Annotated in this window: 28 protein-coding genes and 1 pseudogene; 8 read left to right on the forward strand and 21 right to left on the reverse strand. The window is 71.3% G+C overall.

Going from position 1 to position 26,619, the window contains the following annotated elements; genetic code table 11:
• Positions 1-152: 152 nt before the first annotated feature.
• From AB0I18_RS41590 to AB0I18_RS41610, 5 genes and pseudogenes are all read left to right on the forward strand, one after another.
• Positions 153-1,244: pseudogene (locus AB0I18_RS41590) on the forward strand (ADP-ribosylglycohydrolase family protein); the annotation flags it as partial.
• The gene (locus tag AB0I18_RS41595) at positions 1,241-2,461 is read left to right on the forward strand and encodes a CoA transferase (RefSeq protein WP_363110960.1); all 1,221 of its coding nucleotides are present in this window, start codon (positions 1,241-1,243) and stop codon (positions 2,459-2,461) included. The pseudogene AB0I18_RS41590 and the gene AB0I18_RS41595, both read left to right, overlap by 4 nt.
• Positions 2,458-3,309, forward strand: coding sequence for a CoA ester lyase (locus AB0I18_RS41600; RefSeq protein WP_363110961.1), 852 nt, complete (start codon positions 2,458-2,460; stop codon positions 3,307-3,309). Before AB0I18_RS41595 ends, AB0I18_RS41600 begins: the two co-directional genes overlap by 4 nt.
• An 84-nt stretch (positions 3,310-3,393) precedes the next feature.
• On the forward strand, positions 3,394-4,167 hold the full coding sequence (locus AB0I18_RS41605; RefSeq protein ID WP_363110962.1) for a DeoR/GlpR family DNA-binding transcription regulator: 774 nt from the start codon (positions 3,394-3,396) through the stop codon (positions 4,165-4,167).
• 28 nt (positions 4,168-4,195) lie between these two features.
• Positions 4,196-5,338: a glycoside hydrolase family 76 protein gene (locus AB0I18_RS41610; RefSeq protein WP_363110963.1), complete on the forward strand. Its 1,143-nt coding sequence runs from the start codon at positions 4,196-4,198 to the stop codon at positions 5,336-5,338.
• A 26-nt stretch (positions 5,339-5,364) separates the two neighbouring features.
• Here AB0I18_RS41610 and lgt read toward each other — a convergent pair whose 3' ends face one another.
• The 11 genes from lgt to hisI form a co-directional block, all read right to left on the reverse strand.
• Entirely contained in the window at positions 5,365-6,351 is a 987-nt protein-coding gene (gene lgt, locus AB0I18_RS41615) for a prolipoprotein diacylglyceryl transferase (RefSeq protein ID WP_363110964.1), read from the reverse strand.
• Between the two features lie 125 nt (positions 6,352-6,476).
• Positions 6,477-7,250 (reverse strand): thioredoxin domain-containing protein, encoded by a 774-nt coding sequence (locus AB0I18_RS41620; protein WP_363110965.1) that lies wholly within the window; start codon positions 7,248-7,250, stop codon positions 6,477-6,479.
• Positions 7,251-7,383: 133 nt separating this feature from the next.
• Positions 7,384-8,199, reverse strand: a complete 816-nt coding sequence (gene trpA, locus AB0I18_RS41625) for a tryptophan synthase subunit alpha (RefSeq protein WP_363110966.1) — start codon at positions 8,197-8,199, stop codon at positions 7,384-7,386.
• Complete coding sequence (gene trpB, locus AB0I18_RS41630; RefSeq protein WP_363110967.1) at positions 8,196-9,488, reverse strand: tryptophan synthase subunit beta; 1,293 nt, start codon at positions 9,486-9,488, stop codon at positions 8,196-8,198. The genes trpA and trpB overlap by 4 nt, the downstream gene beginning before the upstream one ends.
• A gap of 211 nt (positions 9,489-9,699) precedes the next feature.
• Positions 9,700-9,990, reverse strand: coding sequence for a tryptophan synthase subunit(beta) (locus AB0I18_RS41635; RefSeq protein ID WP_363110968.1), 291 nt, complete (start codon positions 9,988-9,990; stop codon positions 9,700-9,702).
• A 9-nt stretch (positions 9,991-9,999) separates the two neighbouring features.
• Positions 10,000-10,809, reverse strand: a complete 810-nt coding sequence (gene trpC / locus AB0I18_RS41640; protein WP_363110969.1) for an indole-3-glycerol phosphate synthase TrpC — start codon at positions 10,807-10,809, stop codon at positions 10,000-10,002.
• Between the two features lie 168 nt (positions 10,810-10,977).
• Positions 10,978-11,421 (reverse strand): DUF2752 domain-containing protein, encoded by a 444-nt coding sequence (locus tag AB0I18_RS41645; RefSeq protein WP_363110970.1) that lies wholly within the window; start codon positions 11,419-11,421, stop codon positions 10,978-10,980.
• Positions 11,422-11,535: 114 nt separating this feature from the next.
• A complete protein-coding gene (locus AB0I18_RS41650) occupies positions 11,536-11,769 on the reverse strand; it encodes an HGxxPAAW family protein (RefSeq protein WP_363110971.1) in 234 nt (77 codons plus the stop codon).
• 187 nt (positions 11,770-11,956) lie between these two features.
• Positions 11,957-12,598, reverse strand: a complete 642-nt coding sequence (locus AB0I18_RS41655; RefSeq protein WP_363110972.1) for a TIGR02234 family membrane protein — start codon at positions 12,596-12,598, stop codon at positions 11,957-11,959.
• A gap of 51 nt (positions 12,599-12,649) precedes the next feature.
• Positions 12,650-14,149, reverse strand: a complete 1,500-nt coding sequence (locus AB0I18_RS41660) for an anthranilate synthase component I (protein WP_363110973.1) — start codon at positions 14,147-14,149, stop codon at positions 12,650-12,652.
• An 11-nt stretch (positions 14,150-14,160) separates the two neighbouring features.
• Positions 14,161-14,589: a phosphoribosyl-AMP cyclohydrolase gene (hisI, locus tag AB0I18_RS41665; RefSeq protein WP_363110974.1), complete on the reverse strand. Its 429-nt coding sequence runs from the start codon at positions 14,587-14,589 to the stop codon at positions 14,161-14,163.
• A 131-nt stretch (positions 14,590-14,720) separates the two neighbouring features.
• Here hisI and AB0I18_RS41670 point away from each other — a divergent pair, with 131 nt between their 5' ends.
• On the forward strand, positions 14,721-15,356 hold the full coding sequence (locus tag AB0I18_RS41670) for a TIGR03085 family metal-binding protein (RefSeq protein WP_363110975.1): 636 nt from the start codon (positions 14,721-14,723) through the stop codon (positions 15,354-15,356).
• A gap of 22 nt (positions 15,357-15,378) precedes the next feature.
• Here AB0I18_RS41670 and AB0I18_RS41675 read toward each other — a convergent pair whose 3' ends face one another.
• The 10 genes from AB0I18_RS41675 to hisD form a co-directional block, all read right to left on the reverse strand.
• On the reverse strand, positions 15,379-16,731 hold the full coding sequence (locus tag AB0I18_RS41675; RefSeq protein WP_363110976.1) for an MFS transporter: 1,353 nt from the start codon (positions 16,729-16,731) through the stop codon (positions 15,379-15,381).
• A 97-nt stretch (positions 16,732-16,828) separates the two neighbouring features.
• The gene (locus AB0I18_RS41680; RefSeq protein ID WP_363110977.1) at positions 16,829-17,416 is read right to left on the reverse strand and encodes a helix-turn-helix domain-containing protein; all 588 of its coding nucleotides are present in this window, start codon (positions 17,414-17,416) and stop codon (positions 16,829-16,831) included.
• Between the two features lie 318 nt (positions 17,417-17,734).
• A complete protein-coding gene (gene hisF, locus AB0I18_RS41685) occupies positions 17,735-18,490 on the reverse strand; it encodes an imidazole glycerol phosphate synthase subunit HisF (protein ID WP_363110978.1) in 756 nt (251 codons plus the stop codon).
• A 25-nt stretch (positions 18,491-18,515) separates the two neighbouring features.
• Positions 18,516-18,923, reverse strand: coding sequence for a RidA family protein (locus tag AB0I18_RS41690; RefSeq protein WP_363110979.1), 408 nt, complete (start codon positions 18,921-18,923; stop codon positions 18,516-18,518).
• Positions 18,924-18,939: 16 nt separating this feature from the next.
• Positions 18,940-19,677, reverse strand: coding sequence for a bifunctional 1-(5-phosphoribosyl)-5-((5-phosphoribosylamino)methylideneamino)imidazole-4-carboxamide isomerase/phosphoribosylanthranilate isomerase PriA (gene priA, locus AB0I18_RS41695; RefSeq protein WP_363110980.1), 738 nt, complete (start codon positions 19,675-19,677; stop codon positions 18,940-18,942).
• The gene (gene hisH / locus AB0I18_RS41700) at positions 19,677-20,339 is read right to left on the reverse strand and encodes an imidazole glycerol phosphate synthase subunit HisH (protein WP_363110981.1); all 663 of its coding nucleotides are present in this window, start codon (positions 20,337-20,339) and stop codon (positions 19,677-19,679) included. The genes priA and hisH overlap by 1 nt, the downstream gene beginning before the upstream one ends.
• Positions 20,330-20,494 (reverse strand): hypothetical protein, encoded by a 165-nt coding sequence (locus AB0I18_RS41705; RefSeq protein WP_363110982.1) that lies wholly within the window; start codon positions 20,492-20,494, stop codon positions 20,330-20,332. Before AB0I18_RS41705 ends, hisH begins: the two co-directional genes overlap by 10 nt.
• Positions 20,495-20,498: 4 nt before the next feature.
• Positions 20,499-21,092 (reverse strand): imidazoleglycerol-phosphate dehydratase HisB, encoded by a 594-nt coding sequence (gene hisB, locus AB0I18_RS41710; RefSeq protein WP_363110983.1) that lies wholly within the window; start codon positions 21,090-21,092, stop codon positions 20,499-20,501.
• A complete protein-coding gene (locus AB0I18_RS41715; protein ID WP_363110984.1) occupies positions 21,089-22,204 on the reverse strand; it encodes a histidinol-phosphate transaminase in 1,116 nt (371 codons plus the stop codon). Before AB0I18_RS41715 ends, hisB begins: the two co-directional genes overlap by 4 nt.
• Positions 22,201-23,526: a histidinol dehydrogenase gene (gene hisD, locus AB0I18_RS41720; RefSeq protein ID WP_363110985.1), complete on the reverse strand. Its 1,326-nt coding sequence runs from the start codon at positions 23,524-23,526 to the stop codon at positions 22,201-22,203. The genes AB0I18_RS41715 and hisD overlap by 4 nt, the downstream gene beginning before the upstream one ends.
• A gap of 225 nt (positions 23,527-23,751) precedes the next feature.
• Between hisD and AB0I18_RS41725 the strand changes: the two genes are divergently transcribed.
• Together AB0I18_RS41725 and AB0I18_RS41730 are read left to right on the forward strand one after the other, a co-directional pair.
• Positions 23,752-25,332, forward strand: a complete 1,581-nt coding sequence (locus AB0I18_RS41725) for an oxidoreductase (protein ID WP_363110986.1) — start codon at positions 23,752-23,754, stop codon at positions 25,330-25,332.
• A 195-nt stretch (positions 25,333-25,527) separates the two neighbouring features.
• Entirely contained in the window at positions 25,528-26,610 is a 1,083-nt protein-coding gene (locus tag AB0I18_RS41730; protein WP_363110987.1) for a hypothetical protein, read from the forward strand.
• Positions 26,611-26,619 lie beyond the last annotated feature (9 nt).

Genomic DNA, 26,619 nt, shown 5'->3' on the forward strand with positions numbered 1-26,619 from the left:
ACATCTATCAGTAGCATCACGGCACAAGCGATTTCTGTGTGTGTGTCGTGAGGACACCCGTGGGCTCTACGGAGCCGGGGGCAGCGCCCCCGGCTTCGGGAAGGGGTGGGCTCGGGGAAAGAACCGCCCCGGCCCCAGCCACCCCCCTCCCCCGCCTGGAAGCCGCCTGGCTCGGCAGAGCCGCAGGCTGCCTTCTGGGCAAACCCGTGGAGAAACTCCCCCTGCAAGGCATCCGCCAACTCGCCCGAGCCACCGGCAATTGGCCCCTCACCACCTGGTTCACAGAACGCGGCCTCCCACCCGACCTCAAGGCCGCCCACCCCTGGAACCGCCGCTCCGCCCCCACCTCCCTCGCCGAGAACATCGACGGCATGCCGGAGGACGACGACCTCAACTACCCCCTCCTGAACCTCCTGTTGCTCCAACGCCACGGCAAGGACTTCACCACCACGGACGTGGCCCGACTCTGGCTGGACGAACTCCCCGCGGGCCGCACCTTCACCGCCGAGCGCATCGCCTACCGCAACCTCCTCGACGGCATCGAACCCCCGCACACGGCCCGCCACCGCAACCCCTTCCGCGAATGGATCGGCGCCCTGATCCGCGCGGACGCCCACGGCTGGACCAACCCCGGCGCCCCCGCGACCGCCGCGGCACAGGCCCACCGGGACGCCACCCTCACCCACACCGCCAACGGCGTCTACGCGGCGATGTTCACGGCGGCCACCATCGCCGAGGCGGCCACCGGCACCAGCGACATCCACACCTGCCTGCGCACCGGCCTCACCGTCGTACCCCCCGACTCCCGGCTGGCCCGAGCCGTCCGCCACGCGGTCCAACTGGCCGGGAAACACCGGGACTTCGACATGGTCGTCGACAAACTCCACGCCACCCACGGCACGTACCACTGGGTCCACGCCATCCCCAACACCGCCCTGCTCACCGCCGCCCTCACGCACGCCGACGGCGACTTCACCGCCGCCATCTGCCGTGCGGTGTCCGGGGGTTGGGACACCGACTCGAACGGCGCGACGGCAGGCTCGATCGCGGGACTGCTCGCGGGCCGCCCGGAAGCGATCCCCGCCCGCTGGACAACGCCCCTCAAGAACCGACTGACCACGTCCGTCGGCGACTTCAACGGCACCGGCTTCGACACCCTCGCCCGCCTGACAGCTCAACTCACCACCACATCAGCCGCCCAACCCACCACCCACCGCGCCCACTCGGAGGCCCTCCACCCATGACCCCCGTAGCCACCACCGCACCCCAATCCGCCCCCGCCCCCCTCACCGGCCTCCGCGTCCTCGACCTCGCGACCCTCTTCGCCGGCCCCCTCGCCGCCACGATGCTCGGCGACTTCGGCGCGGAGGTCATCAAGGTCGAGCACCCTCTCAGGCCGGACCCGTCCCGCGGCCACGGCCCGTCGAAGGCCGGCATCGGCCTGTGGTGGAAACTCCTCGGGCGAAACAAACGCACGATGACACTGGACCTCTCCACGAACGGCGGCCGCGAGACCCTCCTGCGCCTCGCCGCCTCCGCCGACGTGGTCATCGAGAACTTCCGCCCCGGCACCCTGGAGAAGTGGGGCCTCGGCTGGGAGGAACTGTCGGCGGCGAACCCCCGCCTGGTCCTCGCCCGGGTCACCGGCTTCGGCCAGTTCGGCCCGTACGCGCACCGCCCCGGCTTCGGCACGCTCGCCGAGGCCATGAGCGGCTTCGCCGCGATCACCGGTGAACCGGATGCCCCGCCGGTCCTCCCGCCGTTCGGCCTCGCCGACTCGATCGCGGGTCTGGCCACGGCGTACGCGGTGATGACGGCCCTCGCGGCCCGCGACCGCACGGGCTCCGGGCAGGTCGTGGACATGGCGATCATCGAGCCGATCCTCACGGTGCTCGGCCCGCAGCCGCTCTGGTACGACCAGTTGGACCACGTCCAGCCCCGCCTGGGCAACCGTTCCCAGAACAACGCGCCCCGCAACACCTACCGCACGGCCGACGGCAGCTGGGTCGCCGTCTCGACCTCGGCGCAGTCGGTCGCCGAACGGGTGATGTGCCTGGTCGGCCGCCCGGACCTGACCGTCGAGCCCTGGTTCACCACGGGCGCGGAGCGGGCCCGCCACTCCGACGTCCTCGACGAGGCGGTCGGCAGCTGGATCGCCCGCCACACCCGCGCCGAGGTCATCGACGCCTTCGACAAGGCAGAGGCGGCGGTGGCGCCCATCCAGGACGTACGCGACGTCATGACGGACCCGCAGTACCAGGCACTCGGCACGATCACCACCGTCGACGACCCCGAACTGGGCCCGCTGCGCATGCAGAACGTCCTCTTCCGCCTCACCGAGACCCCCGGCGCTATCCGCTGGGCGGGCCGACCGCACGGCGCCGACACGGACACGGTCCTCACCGAACTCGGCCTGACCGAGGCCGAGATCACCACGCTCAGATCGGAGGGCGCGCTGTGACCACGGGAGCCTTCCCCCTCACCTGGCTCTACGCCCCCGGCGACCGCCCGGAGGTGGTGGCGAAGGCCCTGGCCTCCGGCGCGGACGTGGTCGTCGTCGACCTGGAGGACGCGGTGGCCGCCCACCGCAAGGAGTACGCCCGCGCCGCCACCGCCGACCTCCTCTCCGAGCCGCCCCCGCGACCGGTCCACGTCCGTGTCAACTCCCTGGACAGCCCGGAGTCCGCCGCCGACCTCCGCGCTCTCGCCCCGCTCCGGGCCCTCGCCGGCCTGCGGCTGCCCAAGGTCTCCTCCCCCACCCAGGTCGTGCGTACGGCGGAACTCGCCCCCGGAATCCCCCTGTACGCCCTCCTGGAGTCGGCCCTGGCCATCGAGCACGCCTACGCGATCGCCACGGCCCACCCCTCCCTCCACGGCATCGCGCTCGGCGAGGCCGACCTGCGCGCCGACCTCGGAGTCGCCGGCACCGACGGGCTCGACTGGGCGCGCGGCCGGGTGGTGTGCGCCGCTCGGGCGGCGGGGCTGCCCGCTCCGGCGCAGTCCGTGCATCCGGACGTACGGGATCTCACCGGGCTCGCCGAGTCGTGCGCGCACGGCAGGGCGCTCGGCTTTCTGGGTCGGGCGGCGATTCATCCGCGGCAGCTCCCGGTGATCGAGCGGGCGTATCTGCCGACCGCCCGGGAGATCGAGGCTGCCGAGGAGATCGTGCGGGCGGCCGCGACCGGGACCGGCGCCCTCGCGCTGCCCGACGGGCGCTTCGTGGACGCGGCGGTCGTCGCGGGCGCCCGACGCACCCTCGCCCTGGCCCGGCGCATCGCTCGGCCCGCGCAGGCCCAAGTGTCCGTGTGACCGACTTCGTTCATCTCTGAGCGAGAGCAGCGCGATCAACGGGATTCATGACTGACATCAGTCAACCAGTGCTACTTTCCTCGCGTGACATCGAGCAAGCGCCACTTGAAGATCGTCGAATCGCTCCGGGTGACAGGGGTCGCCTCGGTGCGCGAGCTCGCCGAGCGGCTCCAGGTGAGCCAGTCGACGATCCGCCGGGACCTGATCGAACTCGACCGGCACGGCGAACTCGTGCGCACCTACGGCGGCGCCGCCCTGTCACCGCACGCGGCGGCCGACCCGCCCGCCGAGGAAGAGCCGTTCGACGTCTCGGCCGCCCACGACCGGGCGGTGAAGGAGGCGATGGCCGAGCGGGCCGCCGAACTGGTGGCCGACGACATGGTGGTCGTCCTGGACATCGGCACCACCACCCCGCTGATCGCCCGGCGGCTGCGCGGCCGCCGGGTCACCGTCATCACCGGCAACCTCGCCGTGCTCGACGAACTGCGCGACGACGACTCCGTACGGCTCGTCGTCCTCGGCGGTGTCCTGCGCCGCAACTACCGGTCCCTGGTCGGGGCGCTCGCCGAGAGCGCCCTGCGCCAGGTCAGCGCGGACCTGGTCTTCCTGAGCTGCACCGGCGTACGGGCCAACGGCCATGTGGTGGACGACATGGCCGTCGAGGCACCGATAAAGCAGGCGATGGTCGAATCCGCCCCCCGGGTCGTACTGGTCGCCGGCGAGTCCAAGTTCCCCGGCACCGGCAGCCTGCGACTGTGCTCGCTCGCCGACGTCGACGTCCTCGTCACCAGCGCGGGCGCCGATCCCCGGACGCTCGACATCTGCCGCCAGGCGGGCGGACAGGTGATCACGGCCTGAAGAGGTCATCTCTGCGAGGAGTACCGCGATGCACCGACTGATACGAAGAGCCTGGCGAAGCGCGGGCACCGTCGCCTGCGGAATGGTCCTCTGCCTGTCTGCGGCGACGGTGCCCGCCCAGGCAGCCTCCGCCCGGTCCGTCCCCGAGGGAGCCACGGTGAACGCACGCGACAGGGCGACCGCGGCCGTCGACGCGATGATGGGTTTCTACGACGAGGAGACCGGCCGCTGGGATCCGGACTCACCGTGGTGGCAGTCGGGCAACGCGCTCCAGGCCCTGCTCGACCACATGGCGAAGACCGGCTCACGGACCTATCTGCCGCAGGCCGAGCACACCGTCGAGATCCAGCGGCGGCCACTGCCCTGGTGGCCGGAGGGCGGCGGCGAGTTCCGGGCCGACTCCACGGACGACACCGGCTGGTGGGCCCTGGCCATGACCCGTATGTACGACCTGACCCGCGACAAGAAGTACCTCGACATCGCCAGGCTCGACGAGGCGTACCTGCGCGAGTACTGGGACGACACCTGCGGCGGCGGCATCTGGTGGGACATCCCTGGCAGGACGTACAAGAACGCGATCAGCGCCGAGCTCTACATCCAGCTTCTCGCCTCACTGCACAACCGCGTCCCCGGCGACAAGGTCTATCTGGCCCGCGCCCTCGACGCCTGGCACTGGTTCGAGAAGAGCGGGATGATCAATGACCAGCATCTGGTCAACGACGGTCTGAACACCCAGAGCGGCGGCTGCGCCAACAACGGCGGCACGACCTGGACGTACAACCAGGGAGTGATCCTCGGCGCGCTCGCCGAGCTCTACAAGGCCACGGGCGACCGGCGGCTGCTCACCTCCGCGCGGAAGATCGCCGACGCGGTCGTCACGAGCCCGGAGTTGTCCCCCAAGGGCATCCTGACGGAGCCGTGCGAGTCGCGGGGTGACTGCAACGCCGACCAGGCGTCGTTCAAGGGGATCTTCGCGCGCAACCTCGCGGAACTGGATGCCGTGCTGCCCGGTCATCCGTACCGCGGGTACCTCCGCGCCCAGGCCCGCTCGGCCTACACGTACGACCGCAACAGCCTGGACCAGTACGGGCTGAACTGGTCCGGGCCGTTCGACAGCGCGGACATCGGACGTCAGGAGTCCGCGGTCTCACTGCTGACCGCGGTCCTCTGACGACTCGTCCGGCAGCCGGGGCCGGATCAGCCCTTCTTGGCCGACTCGGCCTCGTCCTTCTCGTCCTTCGTATCGGCGGACTCGGCGTCGGACTCGGCCGACTCCTTCTTCGCCGCGTCGGGCTCCTTGTCGAGATCGACAGCGGCACCCGAGTCATCCTTGTCGTCCGCGTCCGCGTCCGCGTCACCGTCGTCGGAGACACCCGGCTCGACGACCTCCTCGCGCCCCGGCCGCTTACGGGCCGACAGCACGAAATAGACCACGGCGAGGACGAAGACCACGATCGCGGTCCAGCCGTTGAGGCGCAGACCGAGGAAGTGGTGGGCCTCGTCGACCCGCATGTACTCGATCCAGAAGCGTCCTACGCAGTACGCCGCGACGTACAGCGCGAAGGCCCGGCCGTGGCCGAGCCTGAACCGCCGGTCGGCCCAGATGACGAGGGCCGCGACACCGATGCACCACAGCGACTCGTACAGGAACGTCGGGTGGTAGAGACCGGGCACCCGTCCGTCGGTCGAGGACGTGATCTCCAGCGCCCAGGGAACGTCCGTCCGCCGCCCGTACAGCTCCTGGTTGAACCAGTTCCCCCAGCGGCCGATGGCCTGCGCCAGGGCGATGCCGGGCGCGAGGGTGTCGGCCCAGGCGGGCAGCGGGATGCCACGTCGGCGGCAGCCGATCCAGGCGCCCACCGCGCCGAACGCGATGGCGCCCCAGATACCGAGGCCGCCCTCCCAGATCTTGAAGGCGTCGACCCAGTCCTGACCCTCGCTGAAGTACAGCTGGTAGTCGGTGATGACGTGGTAGATCCGCCCGCCGACGAGACCGAACGGAACGGCCCACACGGCGATGTCCGCCACGGTGCCGGCCCGGCCACCGCGCGCGATCCACCGTTTGTTGCCGAGCCAGACGGCTACGAAGACGCCGATGATGATGCAGAACGCGTAGCCGCGCAGCGGAATGGGGCCGAGGTGCAGCACTCCGCGCGACGGACTGGGAATATAGGCAAGTTCCATGGCAGGGTCGACGCTACCCTGCCGGGCTGGACGCGCGGCAACCCGCCCGGGCTACGGCTCCATAACGAGACCGGCGGGACCGCCGGGCCCGGCGAGGCAGCCGGGACCGCCGACTGCCCACCGGCTCACGCCCTGTCGGCCCGCTGCACCAGCTGCTTCAGCTTCGCCGGGGTCATCGTCCGGTCCTGGTAGATGTTCTTCCCGTTCAGGAGCACGGTCGGGGTGCCCGAGAAGCCGCCACTCTGGAACGCCTTGTGGGCCTTGGCGACCCAGCTGTCGTGCGTGCCGTCGTCCAGGCATTTCTTGAACGTGTCGGTGTCGAGCCCGTCGACCTTGCCGGCCAGCTCGATCAGCCTGCTGTTCTTCGCGTACGCGTCGTCCGTCTCGGCGGGCTGGTTCTCGAACAGCACGTCGTGGTACGCGGGGAACTTTCCGAGGTCCTGGGCGCACGCCGCGGCGTTGGCCGCGCGCAGCGAGCCGCTGCCGCCCATGTTCCCGTCGATCAGCGTGGCGAGGTGGTACTCGACCTTCAGCTGTCCGGCTTCCGTCAGCTCGTGGATCGTCGAGCGGTAGCCGTCCTCGAAGCTCTTGCAGGCCGGGCAGCGGAAGTCCTCCCACACGGTGAGGGTCGACTTCGCGCTCTCCTTGCCGACGGGGACGGCGAGACTGTCTTCGCCGGTCGCCCCGGAAGGCGCCGTCAGCGGACCTGCCGTGTCCGTCTTCTCCTTGCCCGAGTTCGCGGCCAGCACGCCGACCACCGCGGCCAGTGCAAGGACGCCGACCACCGCACCACCCACGATCAGCACCCGGCGGCGCTTCTCCGCGGTCCTGTGCTTCTGTCGCTCTTCCGCCAGCCGCTCGCGGGCGGTGCGCTTTCCCTCACGGTTCTTCTCGCTCACATCCGGCAGAACGAACCGGGGAGGCGCAGCGCGCCTCCCCGGCCCCAGGTCCACCCGTTCGAGTGAGCGGATTGTCCGTTACGTACGAGTGGGAGCGTACGTGAGCGAACTGTTCGTCACAGCGAACCGTTGGTCACGCCGTGCCGCGCACGCCCTTCGCGAGGTCGGCGGCGAGGGCGCGTACGGCGTCCAGGCCTGCCGTCTCGTCCGGGGCGTCCAGCATCAGCTTCACGAAGGCCGAGCCGACGATGACGCCGTCGGCGAAGCCGGCCACCTCGGCGGCCTGCTCGGCGTTCGAGACGCCGAGCCCGACGCAGACCGGCAGGTCGGTGGTCGCCTTGGTGCGCCGGACCAGGTCCTGCGCCTGCGCGCCCACCGACGCGCGGGTGCCGGTGACGCCCATCAGCGAGGCCGCGTAGACGAATCCGGAGCCGACCGTGGTGATCTCGGCGAGCCGGGCGTCCTTGCTGCTGGGCGCGACGACGAAGACGGTCGCGAGGCCGTGCTTCGCCGCGTGCTCCCTCCACAGCGCCGACTCCTGGACCGGCAGGTCGGGCAGGATGCAGCCGGCCCCGCCCGCCGCCGCCAGCTCGGCGGTGAAGCGCTCGACGCCGTAGCGGTCGATCGGGTTCCAGTACGTCATCACGAGCACCGGCTTCCCGGTGGCCTCGTACGCCTCGCGGACCGTCCGCATGACGTCCGCGATCTTGACGCCGCCGCGCAGGGCGATGTCGTCGGCGGTCTGGATGACGGGTCCGTCGAGGACGGGGTCGCTGTGCGGCAGCCCGACCTCGACGACGTCCGCGCCGCCGTCGAAGACGGCCTTGACGGCCGCGATCCCGCCGTCGACGGTCGGGAAGCCGGCCGGCAGGTACGCGATCAGCGCGGACCGGCCCTCCGCCTTCGCGCCCGCGAGGGTGTCACTCAACAGCTGGATGTTGCCGCTCACTTGGCGTCCCCCTCGATCTCGGCGTTGTCGCTGTCCGCGTCCGCTTCGACAACGGCGTCGGCGCCCTTGTCGTACAGGCCGAAGTAGCGGGCGGCCGTGTCCATGTCCTTGTCGCCGCGCCCCGACAGGTTGATGATGATCAGCCCGTCCGGGCCCAGTTCCCTGCCGACCTCCAGGGCACCGGCGAGCGCGTGGGCGCTCTCGATCGCCGGGATGATGCCCTCGCTGCGGGAGAGCAGGCGCAGGGCCTGCATGGCCGCGTCGTCGGTGACGGCCCGGTACTCGCCGCGGCCGCTGTCCTTGAGGTACGCGTGCTCGGGGCCGATGCCCGGGTAGTCGAGGCCGGCCGAGATCGAGTACGGCTCGGTGATCTGGCCCTCCTCGTCCTGGAGGACGTACGACCGCGAGCCGTGCAGGATGCCGGGCTCGCCCGCGCTCAGGGTGGCCGCGTGCTCACCGGTCTCGATGCCGTGTCCGGCGGGTTCGCAGCCGATGAGGCGGACGTCCGCGTCGGGGATGAAGGCGTGGAAGAGGCCGATGGCGTTGGAGCCGCCGCCGACGCAGGCGATGGCGGCGTCCGGGAGGCGGCCGGCGCGCTCCAGGATCTGCCGTCGGGCCTCCACGCCGATGACGCGGTGGAAGTCGCGGACCATGGCGGGGAAGGGGTGCGGTCCGGCGACCGTACCGAAGAGGTAGTGGGTGTGGTCGACGTTGGCGACCCAGTCGCGGAAGGCCTCGTTGATGGCGTCCTTCAGCGTCCGGCTGCCGGACTTCACGGCGATGACCTCGGCGCCGAGCATGCGCATGCGGGCCACGTTCAGGGCCTGGCGCTGGGTGTCGATCTCGCCCATGTAGATGGTGCATTCGAGACCGAACAGCGCGCAGGCGGTGGCCGTCGCGACGCCGTGCTGACCGGCGCCGGTCTCGGCGATGACGCGGGTCTTGCCCATCCGCTTGGTGAGGAGGGCCTGGCCGAGCACGTTGTTGATCTTGTGTGAGCCGGTGTGGTTGAGGTCCTCGCGCTTGAGGAACACCCGGGCGCCACCGGCGTGTTCGGCGAAGCGCGGCACCTCCGTGAGGGAGCTGGGCCGACCGGTGTAGTGGACGAGCAGGTCGTCCAGCTCCCGGGCGAACTCGGGGTCGGACTTCGCCTTGTCGTACTCCACGGCGACCTCGTCCACGGCGGCGACCAGCGCCTCCGGGATGAACTTTCCGCCGAACGCGCCGAAGTACCCCTCGACGCTGGGAACTCGACCCTCGGGGTCGGGAATGAAGAACTCGCTGGGCATGCGGTTACCTCGCTGGGGCGACAGCCCCGGTTACAGGTCGGATGAACGGTCACGGAAGTCGCGTACACCGCGCCACGCCCCGGCGATCGGCCCCGCCCGGGCACACCATGCCCGGGGTGGGACGGACAGCTGAGGTCCGCCGGTGGCACCGTGGCTCTCCGCCGGGACGGCGAGAAGGGCGGCGGCGGGGACCGGCGGTGCCGGACTCGGCTCAGCCCACCCGCGGGGTGGGATCCTCCGAAGTCGACGCGAGCGCGTGTACGCGCCGGCGCCATCGCATCCCGTTCACCTGACCGGGCTCGTCACCGATCACGTACCGCACGCGGCGACCGTGCACGCGCCGCGCTGGCGCCCGGCAGCCGCGCGGGCGGCAGCCGCGCGCCAGCCGTGCGTACGGATCCCGGGCCTGCGAGAGGCCCGTGGCGGCCGACCGCACGCACGCCGGACCACCGTCGGGGCGCGGGCCCGGACGGGTGGCGGCGGTGTGGCGGCCGGCTGTCATCGCGGAGCGTCAGCCCCGTCCGTGCCGCAGCGCGGGGTGCGCGCCGGCGGCGACCAGGTCGGAGACGGCCGTCTTCGGGTCCCGGCCGGTGACCAGGGACTCGCCGACCAGGACGGCGTCGGCGCCGGCGTTGGCGTACGCGATGAGGTCGTGCGGCCCGCGGACGCCGGACTCGGCGATCTTCACGATGTGCGCGGGGATCTCGGGGGCGACGCGCTCGAAGGTGGTGCGGTCGACCTTGAGGTCCTTGAGGTTGCGCGCGTTGACGCCGATGACCTTCGCGCCGGCGTCCACCGCCCGCTCGACCTCGTCCTCGTCGTGCACCTCGACGATCGGCGTGAGCCCGATGGACTCGGCGCGCTCGACGAGCGATTCGAGGGCGGCCTGGTCCAGGGCCGCGACGATGAGCAGCGCGAGGTCGGCGCCGTACGCGCGGGCCTCCCACAGCTGGTACGACGTGACGATGAAGTCCTTGCGCAGCACCGGGATGTCGACCCGGGCGCGGACGGCCTCCAGGTCGGCCAGCGAACCGCCGAAGCGGCGCTGTTCGGTGAGGACGGAGATGACGGCCGCGCCGCCCGCCTCGTAGTCGGCGGCGAGCGCCGCCGGGTCCGCGATCGCGGCGAGCGCGCCCTTGGACGGGCTGGAGCGCTTGACCTCGCAGATGACCTTGACGCCGTCGCCGCGCAGGGCGGCAACACCGTCCTTGGCCGCCGGAGCCTTCGCCGCGCGCTCCTTGAGCTCGTCGAGGCTGACGCGCGCCTGCCGCTCCGCGAGGTCGGCACGGACTCCGTCGATGATCTCGTCGAGCACACTCACGCGAGCGGCCCCCTTCCCTGACGGTGAACGGTTGAAGCGGTTCTGCGGTGTGACCCCGGTCTGTCGCAGTCGGACAAAACCGGTGGTCACTGTGATGGTATCCGGAGGAAGGCTTAGGGCTCGCATCCGGTTGACGCCGGTCCCACTACCTGGACGTTCGCCGATTGATCAAGGGTGCAGCCAGCCACCGAACGGCAGGTTCCGGACAACCGTGAAGACCAGCACCAATGCGCCAAGACCCCACAGCGCGCCGGACCCGAGTTCGATGCGCAGCGGCCGTCCGCGTGCCGAACGGACCACCCAGACGGTCCACACGACGGCGAACACCAGATAGCCCATGACGGCGAGCGCGTTGGCTCCGAGCGCGGCTCCGAGGTCGCCGCGTACGAAGGCGTGGGCGCTGCGCAGGCCGCCGCAGCCGGGGCAGAACACGCCCGTGAACCGGAGCAGCGGACAGACGGGGTAGTGCCCGGGTTCGTTCGGATCGACGGCCCCGACGTACGCGAAGGCCCCGACGACGGCCGCGAGCACACCGCCGGGCACGGCGAGCCGCCGCACCACGGATCCGGGAGCGTGCGTCACCCTCTGGGTTTCGGCGTTCACCCGACGCATTCTGCCCCTCCCGGGCGAGTCGCGCACATGCGTGAGCGGGCGAGGGGCCCGGAAACGCGAAGAGGCGGGTCCCGGCGTTCGACGCCGGACCCGCCTTCCACGCTGCCGTGAGAGTCAGTGCTCCGAAGCCGCCACCTGGTGGGTGGGGTGCGTGCCCTTCGGCTGGCCGAGGCCCGCCGCGCGCATGGCCAGACCGACCACGCCACCGAGCGCCACGATGACCAGACCGGCCCAGAAGCCCAGCGGGTCGGCCAGCACCGTGAAGACACTGGAGACGCAGAAACCGATGAAGGCGATGATGACACCGGTCCAGGCGGCCGGGGTGTGACCGTGGCTGCTGCCCGCCATGACTTGCTCCTCGTTGCTGTGTACGTGTACGAGCCGAACGCTCGCAAGCCATTGTCCCGCACGCAAGGGCACACGTGAGAGCGGGGGTAGCCCCGTCAGGGGCGCGGGGAACTGCGCGCTCAACCCCCACAGACCCGCAGTCATCAAATCCGCCCCGAAGTCACAGAACCGCGCAACCCGCGGAGCGCTACGCGCTGGTTGGGTCCTCGCCCCGGTCCAAGGCCTTCCAGATCTCCTCGGGGCGGTCCGGGTCCGGCGCGGTCCTGGCCTTGCGCGGCCGGGGAGTGCCGTCGCGCTCGTAGCGGCCCGACATGGCCGGCCAGAGCCGCCCGTAGCGCAGGGCGAGGAGGCCGGCGAGGAGGAGGAGCACGCCGCCCGCGGCCGCGACGTACGGCCAGGCGGTGTGGGTCATGGTGTCGACCGTCGCCGCGGTGTCGCCGGTGGCCCGCGCGGCCTTCTCGTCGAGCGCGGAGCTGTCGGAGACGCCGAGGAGCGCGGAGGCCACGGTGCCCGCGCCGGAGAGCGCGAGGAGCCCGGCGACCAGGAAGCGGCCGGCCCGGCGGACGGCGAAGACGGCGACGAGGGCGGCCAGGCCCACTATCGCGAGGGACGCGGGCACACCCGTGACGTCGTTGCCCTTGGCGCTCAGCGGGAAGTCGCCGCCGGACACCGTCGCGGTGCCCGCCGACCAGCCCTGCCGGGAGGCGAGCAGCGCGACGGCCGCGCCGAGCGCGCCGAACATCAGGGCGAGGGCGAGGCTTCGGCGGCCGGACCGGTCGGGTCCGGCGGCTTCGGATCGGGGGTGCGGTACGGCAGTCACGTACCCCACTATCGCCTGAACTCCGGGCGAACCGTCACCCGGGGTGGCGTGAGAAGCGCCCTATTGTCCGAGCCTGTTCGCCGTGTGGACGGCGCGTAGGACCGCCGCGGCCTTGTTGCGGCACTCGTTGTCCTCGGCCACCGGATCCGAGTCCGCGACGACTCCGGCGCCGGCCTGTACGTATGCCGTGCCGTCCCGCAGCAGGGCCGTACGGATGGCGATGGCAGTGTCGGAGTCGCCCGCGAAGTCGAGGTAGCCGACGCAGCCGCCGTACAACCCGCGTCGCGAGGGCTCCAGTTCGTCGATGATCTGCATCGCGCGGGGCTTGGGGGCGCCGGAGAGGGTGCCCGCGGGGAAGCAGGCGGTCAGGACGTCGAAGGCGGTACGGCCCTGCGCGACCTTGCCCGTCACCGTCGACACGATGTGCATGACGTGCGAGTAGCGCTCGATGGACATGAAGTCGACGACCTCGACCGAACCCGGTTCACAGACCCGGCCGAGGTCGTTGCGTCCCAGGTCGACGAGCATCAGGTGCTCGGCGCGCTCCTTGGGGTCGCCCATCAGCTCGTCGGCGAGGGCCTGGTCCTCCTGGAGCGTGCCGCCGCGCGGCCGGGTGCCCGCGATGGGGTGCACCATCGCCTGTCCGTCCTCGACCTTGACGAGGGCCTCCGGGGAGGAGCCCACGACATCGAACCCGTCGAAGCGGAAGAGGTACATGTACGGGGAGGGATTGGTCGCCCGCAGGACCCGGTACACGTCCAACGCGCTTGCCGTGCACGGGGTTTCGAAGCGCTGGGACGGGACGACCTGGAAGGCCTCGCCCGCCCTGATGCGCTCCTTGATGTCCTCGACGGCCTCCTGGTAGTCGGGGCCGCCCCACAGCGCGGTGTACTCGGGGAGCTCGGACGGCGGCAGCGCGGCCGGCGGCTGCGAGACGGCCCGCGACAGGTCCGCCTCCATGGCGTCGAGGCGGGCGACCGCGTCGGCGTAGGCCTCGTCGACACCCGTGTCGAGGTCGTTGTGGTTGATCGCGTTGGCGATCAGCAGGACCGAGCCGTCCCAGTGGTCCATGACCGCCAGGTCGCTGGTCAGCAGCATGGTCAGCTCGGGCAGCTTGAGGTCGTCGCGCTCGCCGGGGCCGATCTTCTCCAGGCGGCGCACGATGTCGTAGCCGAGGTAGCCGACCATGCCGCCGGTGAACGGGGGCAGCCCCTGGTCGTGGGCGAGGTCGTGGGGGGTGTGCAGGGTGTCGATGGTGGCGCGCAGGGCGGCCAGCGGGTCGCCTTCGGCCGGGACGCCGACCGGCGGGGTGCCCAGCCAGTGGGCCTGGCCGTCGACCTCGGTGAGGGTGGCGGCCGAGCGGACGCCCACGAACGAGTAGCGGGACCACGAGACGGACGTACGGCCGTTCTCCGCGGACTCCAGCAGGAAGGTGCCGGGCCGTTCGGCGGCGAGCTTGCGGTAGAGCGCGACGGGGGTGTCGCCGTCCGCGAGGAGCTTTCGGCTGACGGGGATGACACGCCGGTCGGTGGCCAGCTTGCGGAAGGTCTCGAGATCCATGGCGGCTGACCCTACTGTCCGGCCGGAGGTGCGTCGGACGCGGCGTCGGACACGGCGTCCGTCAGCGGGCCGTCGGCCATCAGGACATCCGCGTCGAAGCAGGTGCGGGCGCCCGTGTGGCAGGCGGCGCCGACCTGGTCGACCTTGACGAGCACGGTGTCGGCGTCGCAGTCGAGGGCCACCGACCTCACGTGCTGGAAGTGGCCCGAGGTGTCGCCCTTCACCCAGTACTCCTGGCGGCTGCGCGACCAGTACGTGCACCGGCCGGTCGTCAGCGTGCGGTGCAGCGCCTCGTCATCCATCCAGCCGAGCATCAGCACCTCACCGGTGTCGTACTGCTGGGCGATGGCGGGGACGAGCCCGTCGGCGCTGCGCTTGAGGCGCGCGGCGATCTCGGGATCAAGGCTGCTGGGCCTGTTGGGAGAGGGCGTGCTGGTCATGCCGACCATTGTGCCGCGCCGGTCGGACGGGGCCGGGTGTCGTCCATTGGGCGGACCGGAAAGGGCGCAGAGCCGGGACAGGGCCGGGCGTCCACTGTGCGGACCGCCGGGCCGGTCGTAGGCTGGCTGTCATGTCGACCCATGCCAAGCGTGAACGACTTCTCCTCGCCGATTTGTTGGAGACCGAGGGCCCCGACGCCCCCACCCTCTGCGAGGACTGGAAAACCCGTGACCTCGCCGCGCACGTGGTGGTGCGCGAGCGTCGCCCCGATGCCGCCGGCGGCATCCTCATCAAACAGCTCGGCTCCCGCCTGGAACGGGTGATGACCGAGTTCACGGAGAAGCCGTACGAAGAGCTGATCCAGCTGATCCGTACGGGACCGCCGCGCTTCTCCCCCTTCTCGCTGAAGCAGATCGACGAGGCGTCCAACACGATCGAGTACTACGTCCACACCGAGGACGTACGCCGTGCGCAGCCCGACTGGACGCCCCGCGATCTTGACCCGGTCTTCCAGGACGCCCTGTGGTCCCGCCTGGAGCGCACGGCCCGCCTGATGGGCCGCGGCACCCCGACCGGCCTGGTCCTGCGCCGTCCGAACGGCCAGACGGCGGTCGCCCACCGCGGCACACCGGTCGTGACGGTGACCGGCGAGCCCTCGGAGCTGCTCCTGTTCGTGTACGGCCGGCAGAACGCCGCCGACGTGGAACTGGACGGCGACAAGGACGCGATCGCGAAGCTGCACGAGACGAAGCAACTGGGGATCTGAGCCTCGGCAGGCGAGCCGAGCCCTACTTCGACTTCGACTTCGGCTGCTGCTGCTCCTGCTTCTTCTTCACCTTCGGCAGTTCCGCACGGCGCAGGTCGCGGAAGGACAGGACGCAGACTCCGGCGAGCCCGCAGACCGCGGCGCTGACGACGAAGACGGGTCCGGTGCCCCACAGGCCGATGGCCGCGGCGGACAGCGGCATGCCGAGCGGGGCGAGGCCGAGGCTGACGATGCCGGAGACCGAGCTGACCCGGCCGAGATAGGCCGGGTCGGACCGGGTCTGCACCAGCGCCCCGCACAGGGCGCCGCTGAGCCCCGCGAGCAGTCCGACGAGCACGGCCACCCCGGCGGCCGCGAGGACGCTCGGCACGTACGCGAGCGCCCCGATGGCCACCGAGCCCGCCAGGATGGCCACGGCGGCGACCCGTCCCGCGTGCGGCACCCGCCCCCGTACGGCCAGCAGCAGCGAGGCGGCCCCGGCGCCGGTGCCGAACCCGGCGAGCACCCAGCCCATCCCGGCGGCCCCCCAGCCGCGCTCGTCGGCCAGCAGGGTCAGGCCCACGTTGAGGGGACCGACGAAGCCCAGGTCACCGAGGGCGATGGCGAGCATCAGCGGGGCCAGGACGCGGTCGTGGCGGATGTAGCGGAGCCCGTCGCGCAGATCCTGCCAACCGGTCCCGGGCCTGGCCCCTTTCCGCGCGTCGTCCACGTCGTCCGCGGCGGACACGTCGTCAGCGTCGTCCGGGGGCAGTTCCCGCACCCGTACGGAGATCAGCAGCGGCACCGACACGGCGATCAGCAGCCCGGCGAGCCCGAACGCGGTGGCCGCGCCGCCGAGTGCCACTCCGAGGCCGCCGAGCGGAGCGCCGACGACACCGGCGAACCGGATCGCGAGGCCCCGCATGCCCTGGACGCGGGCGAGCTGGTCGCTGTCGGTGATCCGGGCCGGCAGGGCGCCCACCGCGGGCATGAAGACGGCGTCGACGGTGCCGAAGACCACGGCGAGCAGCGCCAGCGGCCACAGCCCGGGGTCGGTCACGAACACCAGCCCGGCCACCGCCAGGACGGCCGCACAGCGCACGGCGTCACTGCCGATGACGACTCTGCGCGGCCCGAACCGGTCGGCGACCACTCCCCCGCCCAGCATCAGCAGGGCCCGCGGTACGGCGCTCACCGCCATCACCACTCCGGCCTGCGTGGGCGTCCCGGCCTGGACGGCGGCCCAGGACAGGGCGATGTAGTAGACGCTGTCGCCGACCATCGAGGCGGTGTAGGCGCCGAGCCAGCGAAGGACGTTGGGGTCCCGGTGGGCGGGTCTGGCGGAGGCGGCGAGGGTGACGGGGGCCGGGGGTATACCGGTGTCGGTCGTGGGCACGGACCGGTTCCTCTCAGACGCCGGATCAGGGACGGATTCAGGAACAGAACCAGGAACAGAACCAGGGGCGGAACCAGGGGCGAAATCCAGGACGGAATCAGGGACGGAACGGGAAGCCGTACACGTGCAGCGCGACGTTCTCGCGCCCTTCGGTGTCGCCCGACTCCTCGGCCGCGCGCCCCTTCTCGTCGTACTTCCTGGCCAGCGCGAGCAACTCCTCGCCGAGCTCCGCCAGTTCGGCCGCCGTCAGTCGCAGTAGCGACTCGTTGTCAGGGGCGGCCGAGTTCCACTCAGGGCCCCAGGTGGGGCGCTCGTCGAGGTAGCGCCGGTACATGTCGGCGCGCTGATCGTGGAAGAGCCGGGTGGCCGCCAGGTGTGCGGCGGCCCTCTCGGGTGCGTCCCGGAAGTCCCTGTCGCGGATGCTCACCCCCTCCGAGGCGGGCTGCCACCAGCGCTCCCGGCCGTCCCCGCTCTGCGCCTCGGCCTCCTCGATCAGCCCGTGGTCGGCGAGCTTGCGCAGGTGGTAGCTGACCAGCGAGGGCGCCTCGTCAACCTGCTCGGCGAGCTGCGACGCGGTCGCGGTCCGGGATACGCACAGGCCGCGGTACAGCTTCATCCGCAGGGGGTGGGCGAGCGCTTTGAGCGTGCCCATGTCGGTGATAGGGCGGTTCTCCTTGGCCGTCACCCCTCCACGGTAGATACGAAAGAAAAGTTGCGCAACAAAAATTGCGCAACTTCTCTTTCGCAGGTAGACCACGCCGCGAAGGCGCCCCGTAGGGGCGCGAGGCTGTGACATTGTGCGGCTCCGCCGCGATGGGGGTCCCCCCGGTCGAGCGAAGCCGAGAGTGGGGGAGCGACCAGCCCCCGCCGGCCCGCAGCCGACGAACCGCCGGCCACCCCCCAAGGGGCGCGGGGAACTGCGCGCCCAGCCCCCACCAACCCGCAGCCAAACACCCACCCATAGCCCAGCCCACTCACCCACCCAGCCAAACCCAGCGGAGCGCTACCGCACGGGATGCCCCGCCCTCCGCAGCGTCTCCTTCACCTGCCCGATCCGCAGGTCACCGAAGTGAAAGACCGACGCGGCCAGCACGGCATCCGCCCCCACGGCGATCGCCGGCGGAAAGTCGGCGAGCCTCCCTGCTCCCCCGCTGGCGATGAGCGGCACGGTCACATGCTTGCGAACCGCCTCGATCATCTCGATGTCGTAGCCGTCCTTCGTCCCGTCCGCGTCCATCGAGTTGAGCAGGATCTCGCCCGCGCCCAGCTCGGCGGCCCGGTGGGCCCACTCGACGGCGTCGATGCCGGTGCCCTGGCGGCCGCCGTGGGTGGTGACCTCGAAGGAGCCGCTCTCGGTACGCCGGGCGTCGACCGACAGGACCAGCACCTGCCGCCCGAACCGCTCCGCGATCTCGCGGATCAGCTCGGGCCGGGCGATGGCCGCCGTGTTCACACCGACCTTGTCCGCGCCCGCCCGCAGCAGCTTGTCGACGTCCTCGGCCGTACGGACCCCGCCGCCGACCGTCAGCGGGATGAAGACCTGCTCGGCGGTCCGGCGTACCACGTCGTACGTGGTCTCGCGGTTACCGGAGGACGCGGTGATGTCCAGGAACGTCAGCTCATCGGCGCCCTCGGCGTCGTACACCTTGGCCATCTCGACGGGATCGCCCGCGTCGCGCAGGTTCTGGAAGTTGACGCCCTTGACGACCCGGCCGTTGTCGACGTCCAGGCAGGGGATGACTCGGACCGCCAGGGTCATGAATCCACGGCTCCTCTGGATGGTTCTAGTCTCTGAATGCTTCTATTTCCACTTCGACCAGGATGCGCGGATCGACGAAGCCGTCCACGATCAGCAGGGTCGAGACCGGGCGCACGGAGTCGAAGAACTCCTTGTGCGCCCGGGCCACCTCGTCCACGTCCCGCGCGTGGGTGAGGTAGATCCGCGTACGGACCACGGACCCGGCGCCGAGCCCGAACTCGCCGATCGCGTCCAGAGCGTTGGTGATCGCCGTCCTGGCCTGCTCGTACGGGTCGCCCTCCCCGTAGAGCACATCGCCCTTGAAGGACGTCGTGCCCGCCACCAGGACGCGGTCGCCCGCCGCGACGGCGCGTGCGAAACCGAAGGACTCCTCCCAGGGGCTGCCACTCTGCACCCGCTGCACGGCACCGGCATCGGCATCGGCATCGGTCATGACTCGCTGTCCGTCCTCAAGATGTGGCCTCCAGGGCCTCTTCCAGCGTGAACGCCTTCGCGTACAGGGCCTTCCCGACGATGGAACCCTCGACACCGAGGGGAACCAGCTCGGCGATGGCCCGCAGGTCGTCCAGGGACGACACGCCACCGGAGGCGACGACCGGGCGGTCGGTCGCCGCGCACACGTTCCTCAGCAGCTCCAGGTTGGGCCCCTGGAGCGTGCCGTCCTTCGCGATGTCGGTGACCACATACCGCGCGCAGCCCTCGGAGTTGAGCCGCGCCAGCGTCTCGTAGAGGTCGCCGCCGTCACGGGTCCAGCCGCGCCCGCGCAGGGTCGTACCGCGTACGTCGAGACCGACCGCGATCTTGTCGCCGTGCTCGGCGATGACCTTGGCGACCCACTCCGGGGTCTCCAGCGCGGCCGTACCGAGATTCACCCGGGTGCAGCCGGTGGCGAGGGCGGCGGCCAGCGTGTCGTCGTCGCGGATGCCGCCGGACAGCTCGACCTTGATGTCCATCGCGCCGGTGACCTCGGCGATCAGCTTGCGGTTGTCGCCCGTACCGAACGCGGCGTCCAGGTCGACGAGGTGCAGCCACTCGGCGCCCGACCGCTGCCAGGAGAGGGCCGCCTCCAGGGGAGAGCCGTACGAGGTCTCCGAACCGGACTCGCCGTGTACGAGCCGGACCGCCTGGCCGTCACGGACGTCCACGGCGGGGAGGAGTTCGAGCTTCGCGGAAGACTTCGGGGGCATCAGAGGGTTCCGATCCAGTTGTTCAGCAGCTGCGCTCCGGCGTCGCCGGACTTCTCGGGGTGGAACTGGGTGGCCCACAGGGCGCCGTTCTCGACGGCCGCCACGAAGGGCTTGCCGTGCGTGGACCAGGTCACCAGGGGGGGCCGCATCGCCGGGTTCGCGGTCTCCAGGGACCAGTCGCGGACGGCGTAGGAGTGCACGAAGTAGAAGCGGGCGTCCGTGTCGAGCCCCGCGAAGAGCTGGGACCCGGCCGGCGCGTCGACGGTGTTCCAGCCCATGTGCGGGACGATGTCGGCCTGGAGCGGCTCGACCGAACCGGGCCACTCGTCGAGGCCCTCGGTCTCCACGCCGTGCTCGATGCCGCGCGCGAACAGGATCTGCATGCCGACGCAGATCCCCATCACGGGGCGGCCGCCGGACAGCCGCCGGTCGACGATCCAGTCGCCGCGCGCCTCCTTCAGCCCCTTCATGCAGGCGGCGAAGGCGCCGACGCCCGGCACCAGCAGCCCGTCCGCGTTCATGGCCTTGTCGTAGTCGCGCGTGATCTCGACGTCGGCGCCCGCGCGCGCGAGAGCGCGTTCGGCGGACCGCACGTTGCCGAAGCCGTAGTCAAAGACGACCACTCGCTTCGAAGAAGTACGTGCAGAGGTACTCAATTCCACACCTCCAGCCGGAGGACACCTGCCACGAGACACATCCCCGCGCCGATGGAGAGCAGCACGATGAGGTTCTTCGGCATCTTCTGCTTGACGAAGGAGTAGACGCCGCCGAGCAGGAAGAGCCCGACGACGATCAGGGTGGTGGAGAGGCCGCTCATGGCTTTACAGGGCACCCTTCGTGGAGGGAAGGATGCCCGCCGCGCGCGGGTCGCGCTCGGAGGCGTACCGCAGCGCCCGGGCGAGCGCCTTGAACTGGCACTCCACGATGTGGTGCGCGTTGCGCCCGTACGGCACGTGCACGTGCAGGGCGATCTGCGCCTGGGCGACGAAGGACTCCAGGATGTGCCGGGTCATCGTCGTGTCGTACTCGCCGATCATCGGCGCCATCTTCTCGGGCTCGGTGTGCACGAGGTACGGGCGGCCGGACAGGTCGACGGTCACCTGCGCGAGGGACTCGTCCAGCGGGACCGTGCAGTTGCCGAAGCGGTAGATCCCGACCTTGTCGCCGAGCGCCTGCTTGAAGGCGGCGCCGAGCGCGAGGGCGCTGTCCTCGATGGTGTGGTGCGAGTCGATGTGCAGATCGCCCTCGGTCTTCACCGTCAGGTCGAACAGGCCGTGGCGGCCGAGCTGGTCGAGCATGTGGTCGTAGAAGCCGACCCCGGTGGAGATCTCCGTCTTGCCGGTGCCGTCGAGATCGATCTCGACGAGAACGGACGTCTCCTTGGTCGTCCGCTCCACCCTTCCTACGCGGCTCATGCGCTCTGCTCCTTCTTCAGTTCACGTACCGCGTCGAGGAACGCGTCGTTTTCGTCCGGGGTTCCGGCGGAGACCCGCAGCCACCCCGGTACGCCGTTGTCCCGGACCAGGACGCCCCGGTCGAGGATCTTCTGCCAGGCCTCGTGGGAGCCGCAGCTGCCGTCGAACCGCCCGAACTGTACGAAGTTCGCGTCCGACTCGGTCACCTCGTAGCCGATGGCTCGCAGCTCAACGACGAGCCGGTCGCGCTCGGCCTTCAGCTGCTCGACGTACCCCAGCAGGGTGTCGGTGTGCTCCAGGGCGGCCAGCGCGGTCGCCTGCGTGACGGACGACAGGTGGTACGGCAGCCGTACGAGCTGGACGGCGTCCACGACCGCCGGGTGGGCGGCGAGGTAGCCGAGGCGGAGCCCGGCCGCGCCGAACGCCTTCGACATCGTGCGCGAGACTACGAGATTCGGCCGGCCTTCGAGCAGCGGCAGTAGCGAGTCGCCGTGGCTGAACTCGATGTACGCCTCGTCCACGACCACCATGGACGGCTTCGCCGCCTGCGCGGCCTCGTGGAGCGCGAGGACGGTTTCGGCCGGGACCGCGTTGCCCGTGGGGTTGTTGGGGGTCGTGATGAAGACGACGTCGGGCCGGTGCTCGGCGATCGCCGTCTCGGCGGCGGCGAGGTCGATCGTGAAGTCCTCGTTGCGGGGCCCGGAGATCCATCCCGTCCCGGTGCCGCGCGCGATCAGGCCGTGCATCGAGTACGAGGGTTCGAAGCCGATCGCCGTGCGGCCGGGCCCGCCGAAGGTCTGCAGCAGCTGCTGGATGACCTCGTTCGAACCGTTGGCCGCCCAGACGTTCTCGACTCCGACCGCGTACTTGCCGGTCTTCGTCAGGTACCTGGCCAGCTCGGTGCGCAGCTCCACCGCGTCCCGGTCGGGGTAGCGGTTGAGGTTCCGGGCGGCCTCGCGCACCCGCTCGGCGATCCGCTCGACGAGCGGCTCGGGCAGCGGGTACGGGTTCTCGTTGGTGTTCAGGCGTACGGGGACGTCGAGTTGGGGCGCGCCGTACGGGGACTTGCCGCGCAGCTCGTCCCGTACGGGGAGATCGTCGATACCGGTCACTTGCTCTCAGGCACCTTCCACCCGAACCGGGCCTTGATAGCAGCGCCGTGCGCGGGCAGGTCTTCCGCCTCCGCCAGCGTCACCACGTGGCGCGCCACCTCCGCCAGCGCGTCCCGCGAGTAGTCCACGATGTGGATCCCGCGCAGGAAGGACTGGACACTCAGGCCCGAGGAGTGGCAGGCGCAGCCGCCGGTCGGCAGGACGTGGTTGGACCCGGCCGCGTAGTCGCCGAGCGACACGGGCGCCCAGGGGCCGACGAAGATCGCGCCGGCGTTCCGTACCCGGTCCGCCACGGCCGTCGCGTCGGCCGTCTGGATCTCCAGGTGCTCGGCGCCGTACGCGTTGACGACCCGCAGGCCCTCGTCGAGGCCGTCGACGAGCACGATCGCGGACTGCCTGCCTTCGAGGGCCGGGACGATCCGGTCCTCGATGTGCTTGGTGGCCGCGATCTGCGGCTCCAGCTCCTTGGCCACCGCGTCGGCCAGCGCGACCGAGTCGGTGACGAGGACGGCGGCGGCGAGCGGGTCGTGCTCGGCCTGGCTGATCAGGTCGGCGGCGACGTGCGCCGGGTCGGCGGTGTCGTCGGCGAGGACGGCGATCTCGGTCGGACCGGCCTCGGTGTCGATGCCGATCTTGCCCGCGAAGTAGCGCTTGGCTGCGGCGACCCAGATGTTGCCGGGGCCCATGACCATGTTGGTGGGGGCGCAGGACTCGGTGCCGTACGCGAACATCGCGACGGCGGTCGCGCCACCGGCCGCGTACACCTCGTCGACGCCCAGCAGCGCGCAGGCGGCCAGGATCGTCGGGTGCGGCAGACCCCCGAAGTCCGACTGGGCCGGAGAGGCGAGCGCGATCGACTCGACGCCCGCCTCCTGGGCCGGGACCACGTTCATGACCACGGTCGACGGATAGACGGACCGGCCGCCGGGCGCGTACAGCCCGACCCGGTCGACCGGCACCCACTTCTCGGTGACCGAGCCGCCGGGCACGACCTGGGTGGTGTGCGTGGTGCGGCGCTGCTCGCGGTGGACGGTGCGAGCGCGGCGGATCGACTCCTCCAGGGCCGCGCGGACGGCCGGGTCGAGCCGCACCAGCGCGTCGGCGAGCGCCTGCGCCGGCACCCGTACGGACTCCAGGCGGACGCCGTCGAACTTCTCCGCGTAGTCGATCAGCGCCGCGTCACCCCGATGATGCACGGCCTCGCAGATCGGACGCACCTTCTCCAGGGCGGCCGATACGTCGAAGTCGGCTCGGGGCAGCAGGTCGCGCAGGGCCGAGCCCTCGGGGAGGGCGTCGCCGCGCAGATCGATACGAGAGATCACATGGGCAATTCTCTCAGACGGGGATCGGGCGTCGGGCGGCTGTATCAATCGCTGATACAGGCCGCGCGTCCACGCCCCGCGCGTGGCCCGATTTCGCGGGCGTCACGTGTTCCGGAAGATCGCCTTCACGGTTAGCGTTCGGGGCGTCACCCAGCGGGCATCACATGAACAGTTGTACGAAACCCGCCAGTAACACTGGCTACCAGGGGAGAGAGGGAAAGAGACGTGACCCAGGGGGCCGGCAGCCGCGCCGGAGACCTGCCCGACGACCTGACCGACGCCGAGAGGGGCATGTGGCAGGCGTTCCGCGACGGCAGCGTGTACGACCTGCGCGCCGGGGACTCGACCGTGGACGATCCGCACGGCGGCCATCCATGGGGCCCCGAGCGCAGTGTGCGGGCCCGGATCGTCGCCTGGCTGCTGCTGGACGGACCGCCCGCGCTCGACGGCCGCGTCTCGTCGCTCAAGCTGACCGGCGTCCAGATCATCGACGAGTTCGATCTGGCGGGCGGCACGGTGGTGCCGTACGTCGAGATGAAGGGCTGCCGGTTCGAGAAGGAGGTCCTGCTGCCGGAGGCCCGGTTCACGACCGTACGTCTGGTGGACTGCTCGGTGCCGCGCCTGGAGGCCGCCCGGCTGCACACCGAGGGCGATCTGCATCTGCCGCGCTGCCGCTTCCACAACGGCGTACGCCTCACCGACGCGCACATCGGCACGGATCTGCTGCTCAACCAGGCCATCGTCTACCGGGACCGACGCGGCCGCTCCATCACCGGCGACGGGATGACCGTCGGCCAGGACCTCCAGGCCGAGATGCTGGAGTCGCACGGCGAGCTGAGCCTGCGCGGCGCCACGGTCGGCGTCTCGCTCAGCCTGCGCGGCAGCCGGCTGGCCAATCAGTACGGGCGCATCGCGCTGAACGCCCCGCAGCTGACCGTCGGGCGCACGCTGTACATGACCCCGGCGGGCGTCAGCAATCCCCTGCAGACCAGTGGCCGGACCCCGGCCCGCGGCACGCGCGTGCAGCGGTTCGAGTGCGACGGCGGGATCCGGCTGGACGACGGCCGGTTCGGGGACGCGGTGGACCTCCAGCAGGCACGCCTCACCCTGAAGGACGACCAGGAGATCTCGCTGCGCCGCGTCCAGGTGCCCGAGCTGCGCTTCCTCGGCGAGCGGCCGCAGCGCGGCCGGGTCGTGCTGTCCGGGGCGCGGGTGGTCAACCTGATCGACCAGGCGAGCAGCTGGCCGGGCGCCGGACAGCTGCGGATGGACGGCTTCCAGTACGAGAGCCTGGTGCCGCGCGGCCCGTTCCCGCTGGCCCGGCGCCTGGGATGGGTGGCCGCGGCGACTCCGGAGTACAACCCGGAGCCGTACGAGCGCCTGGCCACCGTGCTCCGCAACGGCGGCGAGGAGGAGGACGCCCGCGAGGTGCTGCTCGCCAAGCAGCGGCACCGGCGCGAGAACCTGCCGATCGCGGCCAAACTCTGGGGGTACGCGCAGGACTGGACGGTCGCCTACGGGTACCGGCCGGGGCGGGCGGCCGTGTGGATGGCGGTGCTGTGGGCGGCGACCTCGATCGCCTTCGCACGGGCCGACCATCCGCCGATCAAGGGCGGCGAGCATCCCCCGTGGAACGCGTCGCTGTTCGCCCTGGACCTGCTGCTGCCGGTCATCGATCTCGGCCAGGTCGGTTACTGGCAGCTGCGCGGCGGCTGGCAGTGGCTGGGCGCGGTGGTGATCCTGCTGGGCTGGGTGCTGGCCACGACGGTGGCGGCGGGCGCGACCCGGCTGCTGCGCCGGGGCTGAGACCGGCGGACGTGCCGACGGGGGCGAGGGCGAGGGCGAGGTAACGGCCGGTGCTCCACAGCCGTCCAACAGACGAGCAACAGTCACCTTTTACCCGGCCTTGACCATTCCGCACACAACCAAAACACGGTTACAAAAGCGTCACCGCGCTCCCTCTGGCACGCGTCCGACCTGCGGTTTTCAATGGGCAACACCATGGCACTGCTGCGCGCGTTCCTCCGTACGGCCCGGATGGCACGGAACACTTCACGCCTCGCCGCCGGTCTGCCCGCCGACGACGAGGTGCTGCTCGACGCCCCGGACGAGCGACTCGGACCGGTACTGGTCGCCGCGGGCCGGGGCGACTACGGACCCGCGGCCAAACTGCTCGCCACCACCCGGGAGGCCGCCGAGTGGGAGAACCGGGACCGGTACACGACGCGCCTCGCCGCCTTCGCGCGCTCCCGGACCGAGTGGTTCGACGACTGGCGGTCGGCGGCCCCGCACGACCCGGACGCCCTGCTGGTCAAGGCCGAGCTGGCGGTGTGCCGGGGCTGGGAGTCGCCGGCCCGCGCCGAACTGCTGCGCCAGGTCGGACCGCTGATCTCCGCCGCCGCCGAGGCCGACCCCCGCGACCCGGTGCCCTGGCGGATCGCCCTGGACCACGCCCGGGGCACGAGCGCGCCGCACGCCGAGTTCGAGCAGCTGTGGGCCGAGGCCGTCCGCCGCTCCCCGCACCACTACGGCTGCCATGCGGCCGCCCTGAAGTACCTGTCCGCCGCCTGGTACGGCTCGCACCGCGAGTGCTTCGACTTCGCCGAGCGGGCCGCGCGGGACGCACTGCCCGGCTCCCTGGTCCAGGCGCTGCCGGTACGCGCGGCCTTCGCCTACCTGACCGAGGGCGGCGGAACCGCCGTGCCGCACTGGGAGTCCCGGCCCGCTCCGGCGGAGTCGAGCGCCCGGGGCAGGCTCGACGCGGCGGCCGACCTCGCGATCGCCGTGTCCGAGCACTACGAGCCCGCCGACCCGTGGCCCGCCGAGGTCCGCAACCTGCTCACCTACGTGCTGATCCGCCTCGAACGCTGGCAGGACGCGCTGGAGCAGCTGCGCCGGATCGGGCCGTACGCCACCTCGTTCCCCTGGGACCGCGTCTCGGACGACCCGCTCGGCCAGTTCCTCGAACTGCGCGACGGCATAAGGCTGGAGGTGGCCTCGCACCTGCCTCTGAAACTACGGAACGAGGATCTTCCGTATCCACGGAGTGAGCACGGCGGACGTGCTTCTACCGGCGACCATTAGGCTTTCCCG

Origin of the sequence: Streptomyces sp. NPDC050704 (assembly GCF_040654355.1) — a bacterium.
In the GTDB taxonomy this organism is placed as follows: Bacteria; Actinomycetota; Actinomycetes; order Streptomycetales; family Streptomycetaceae; genus Streptomyces.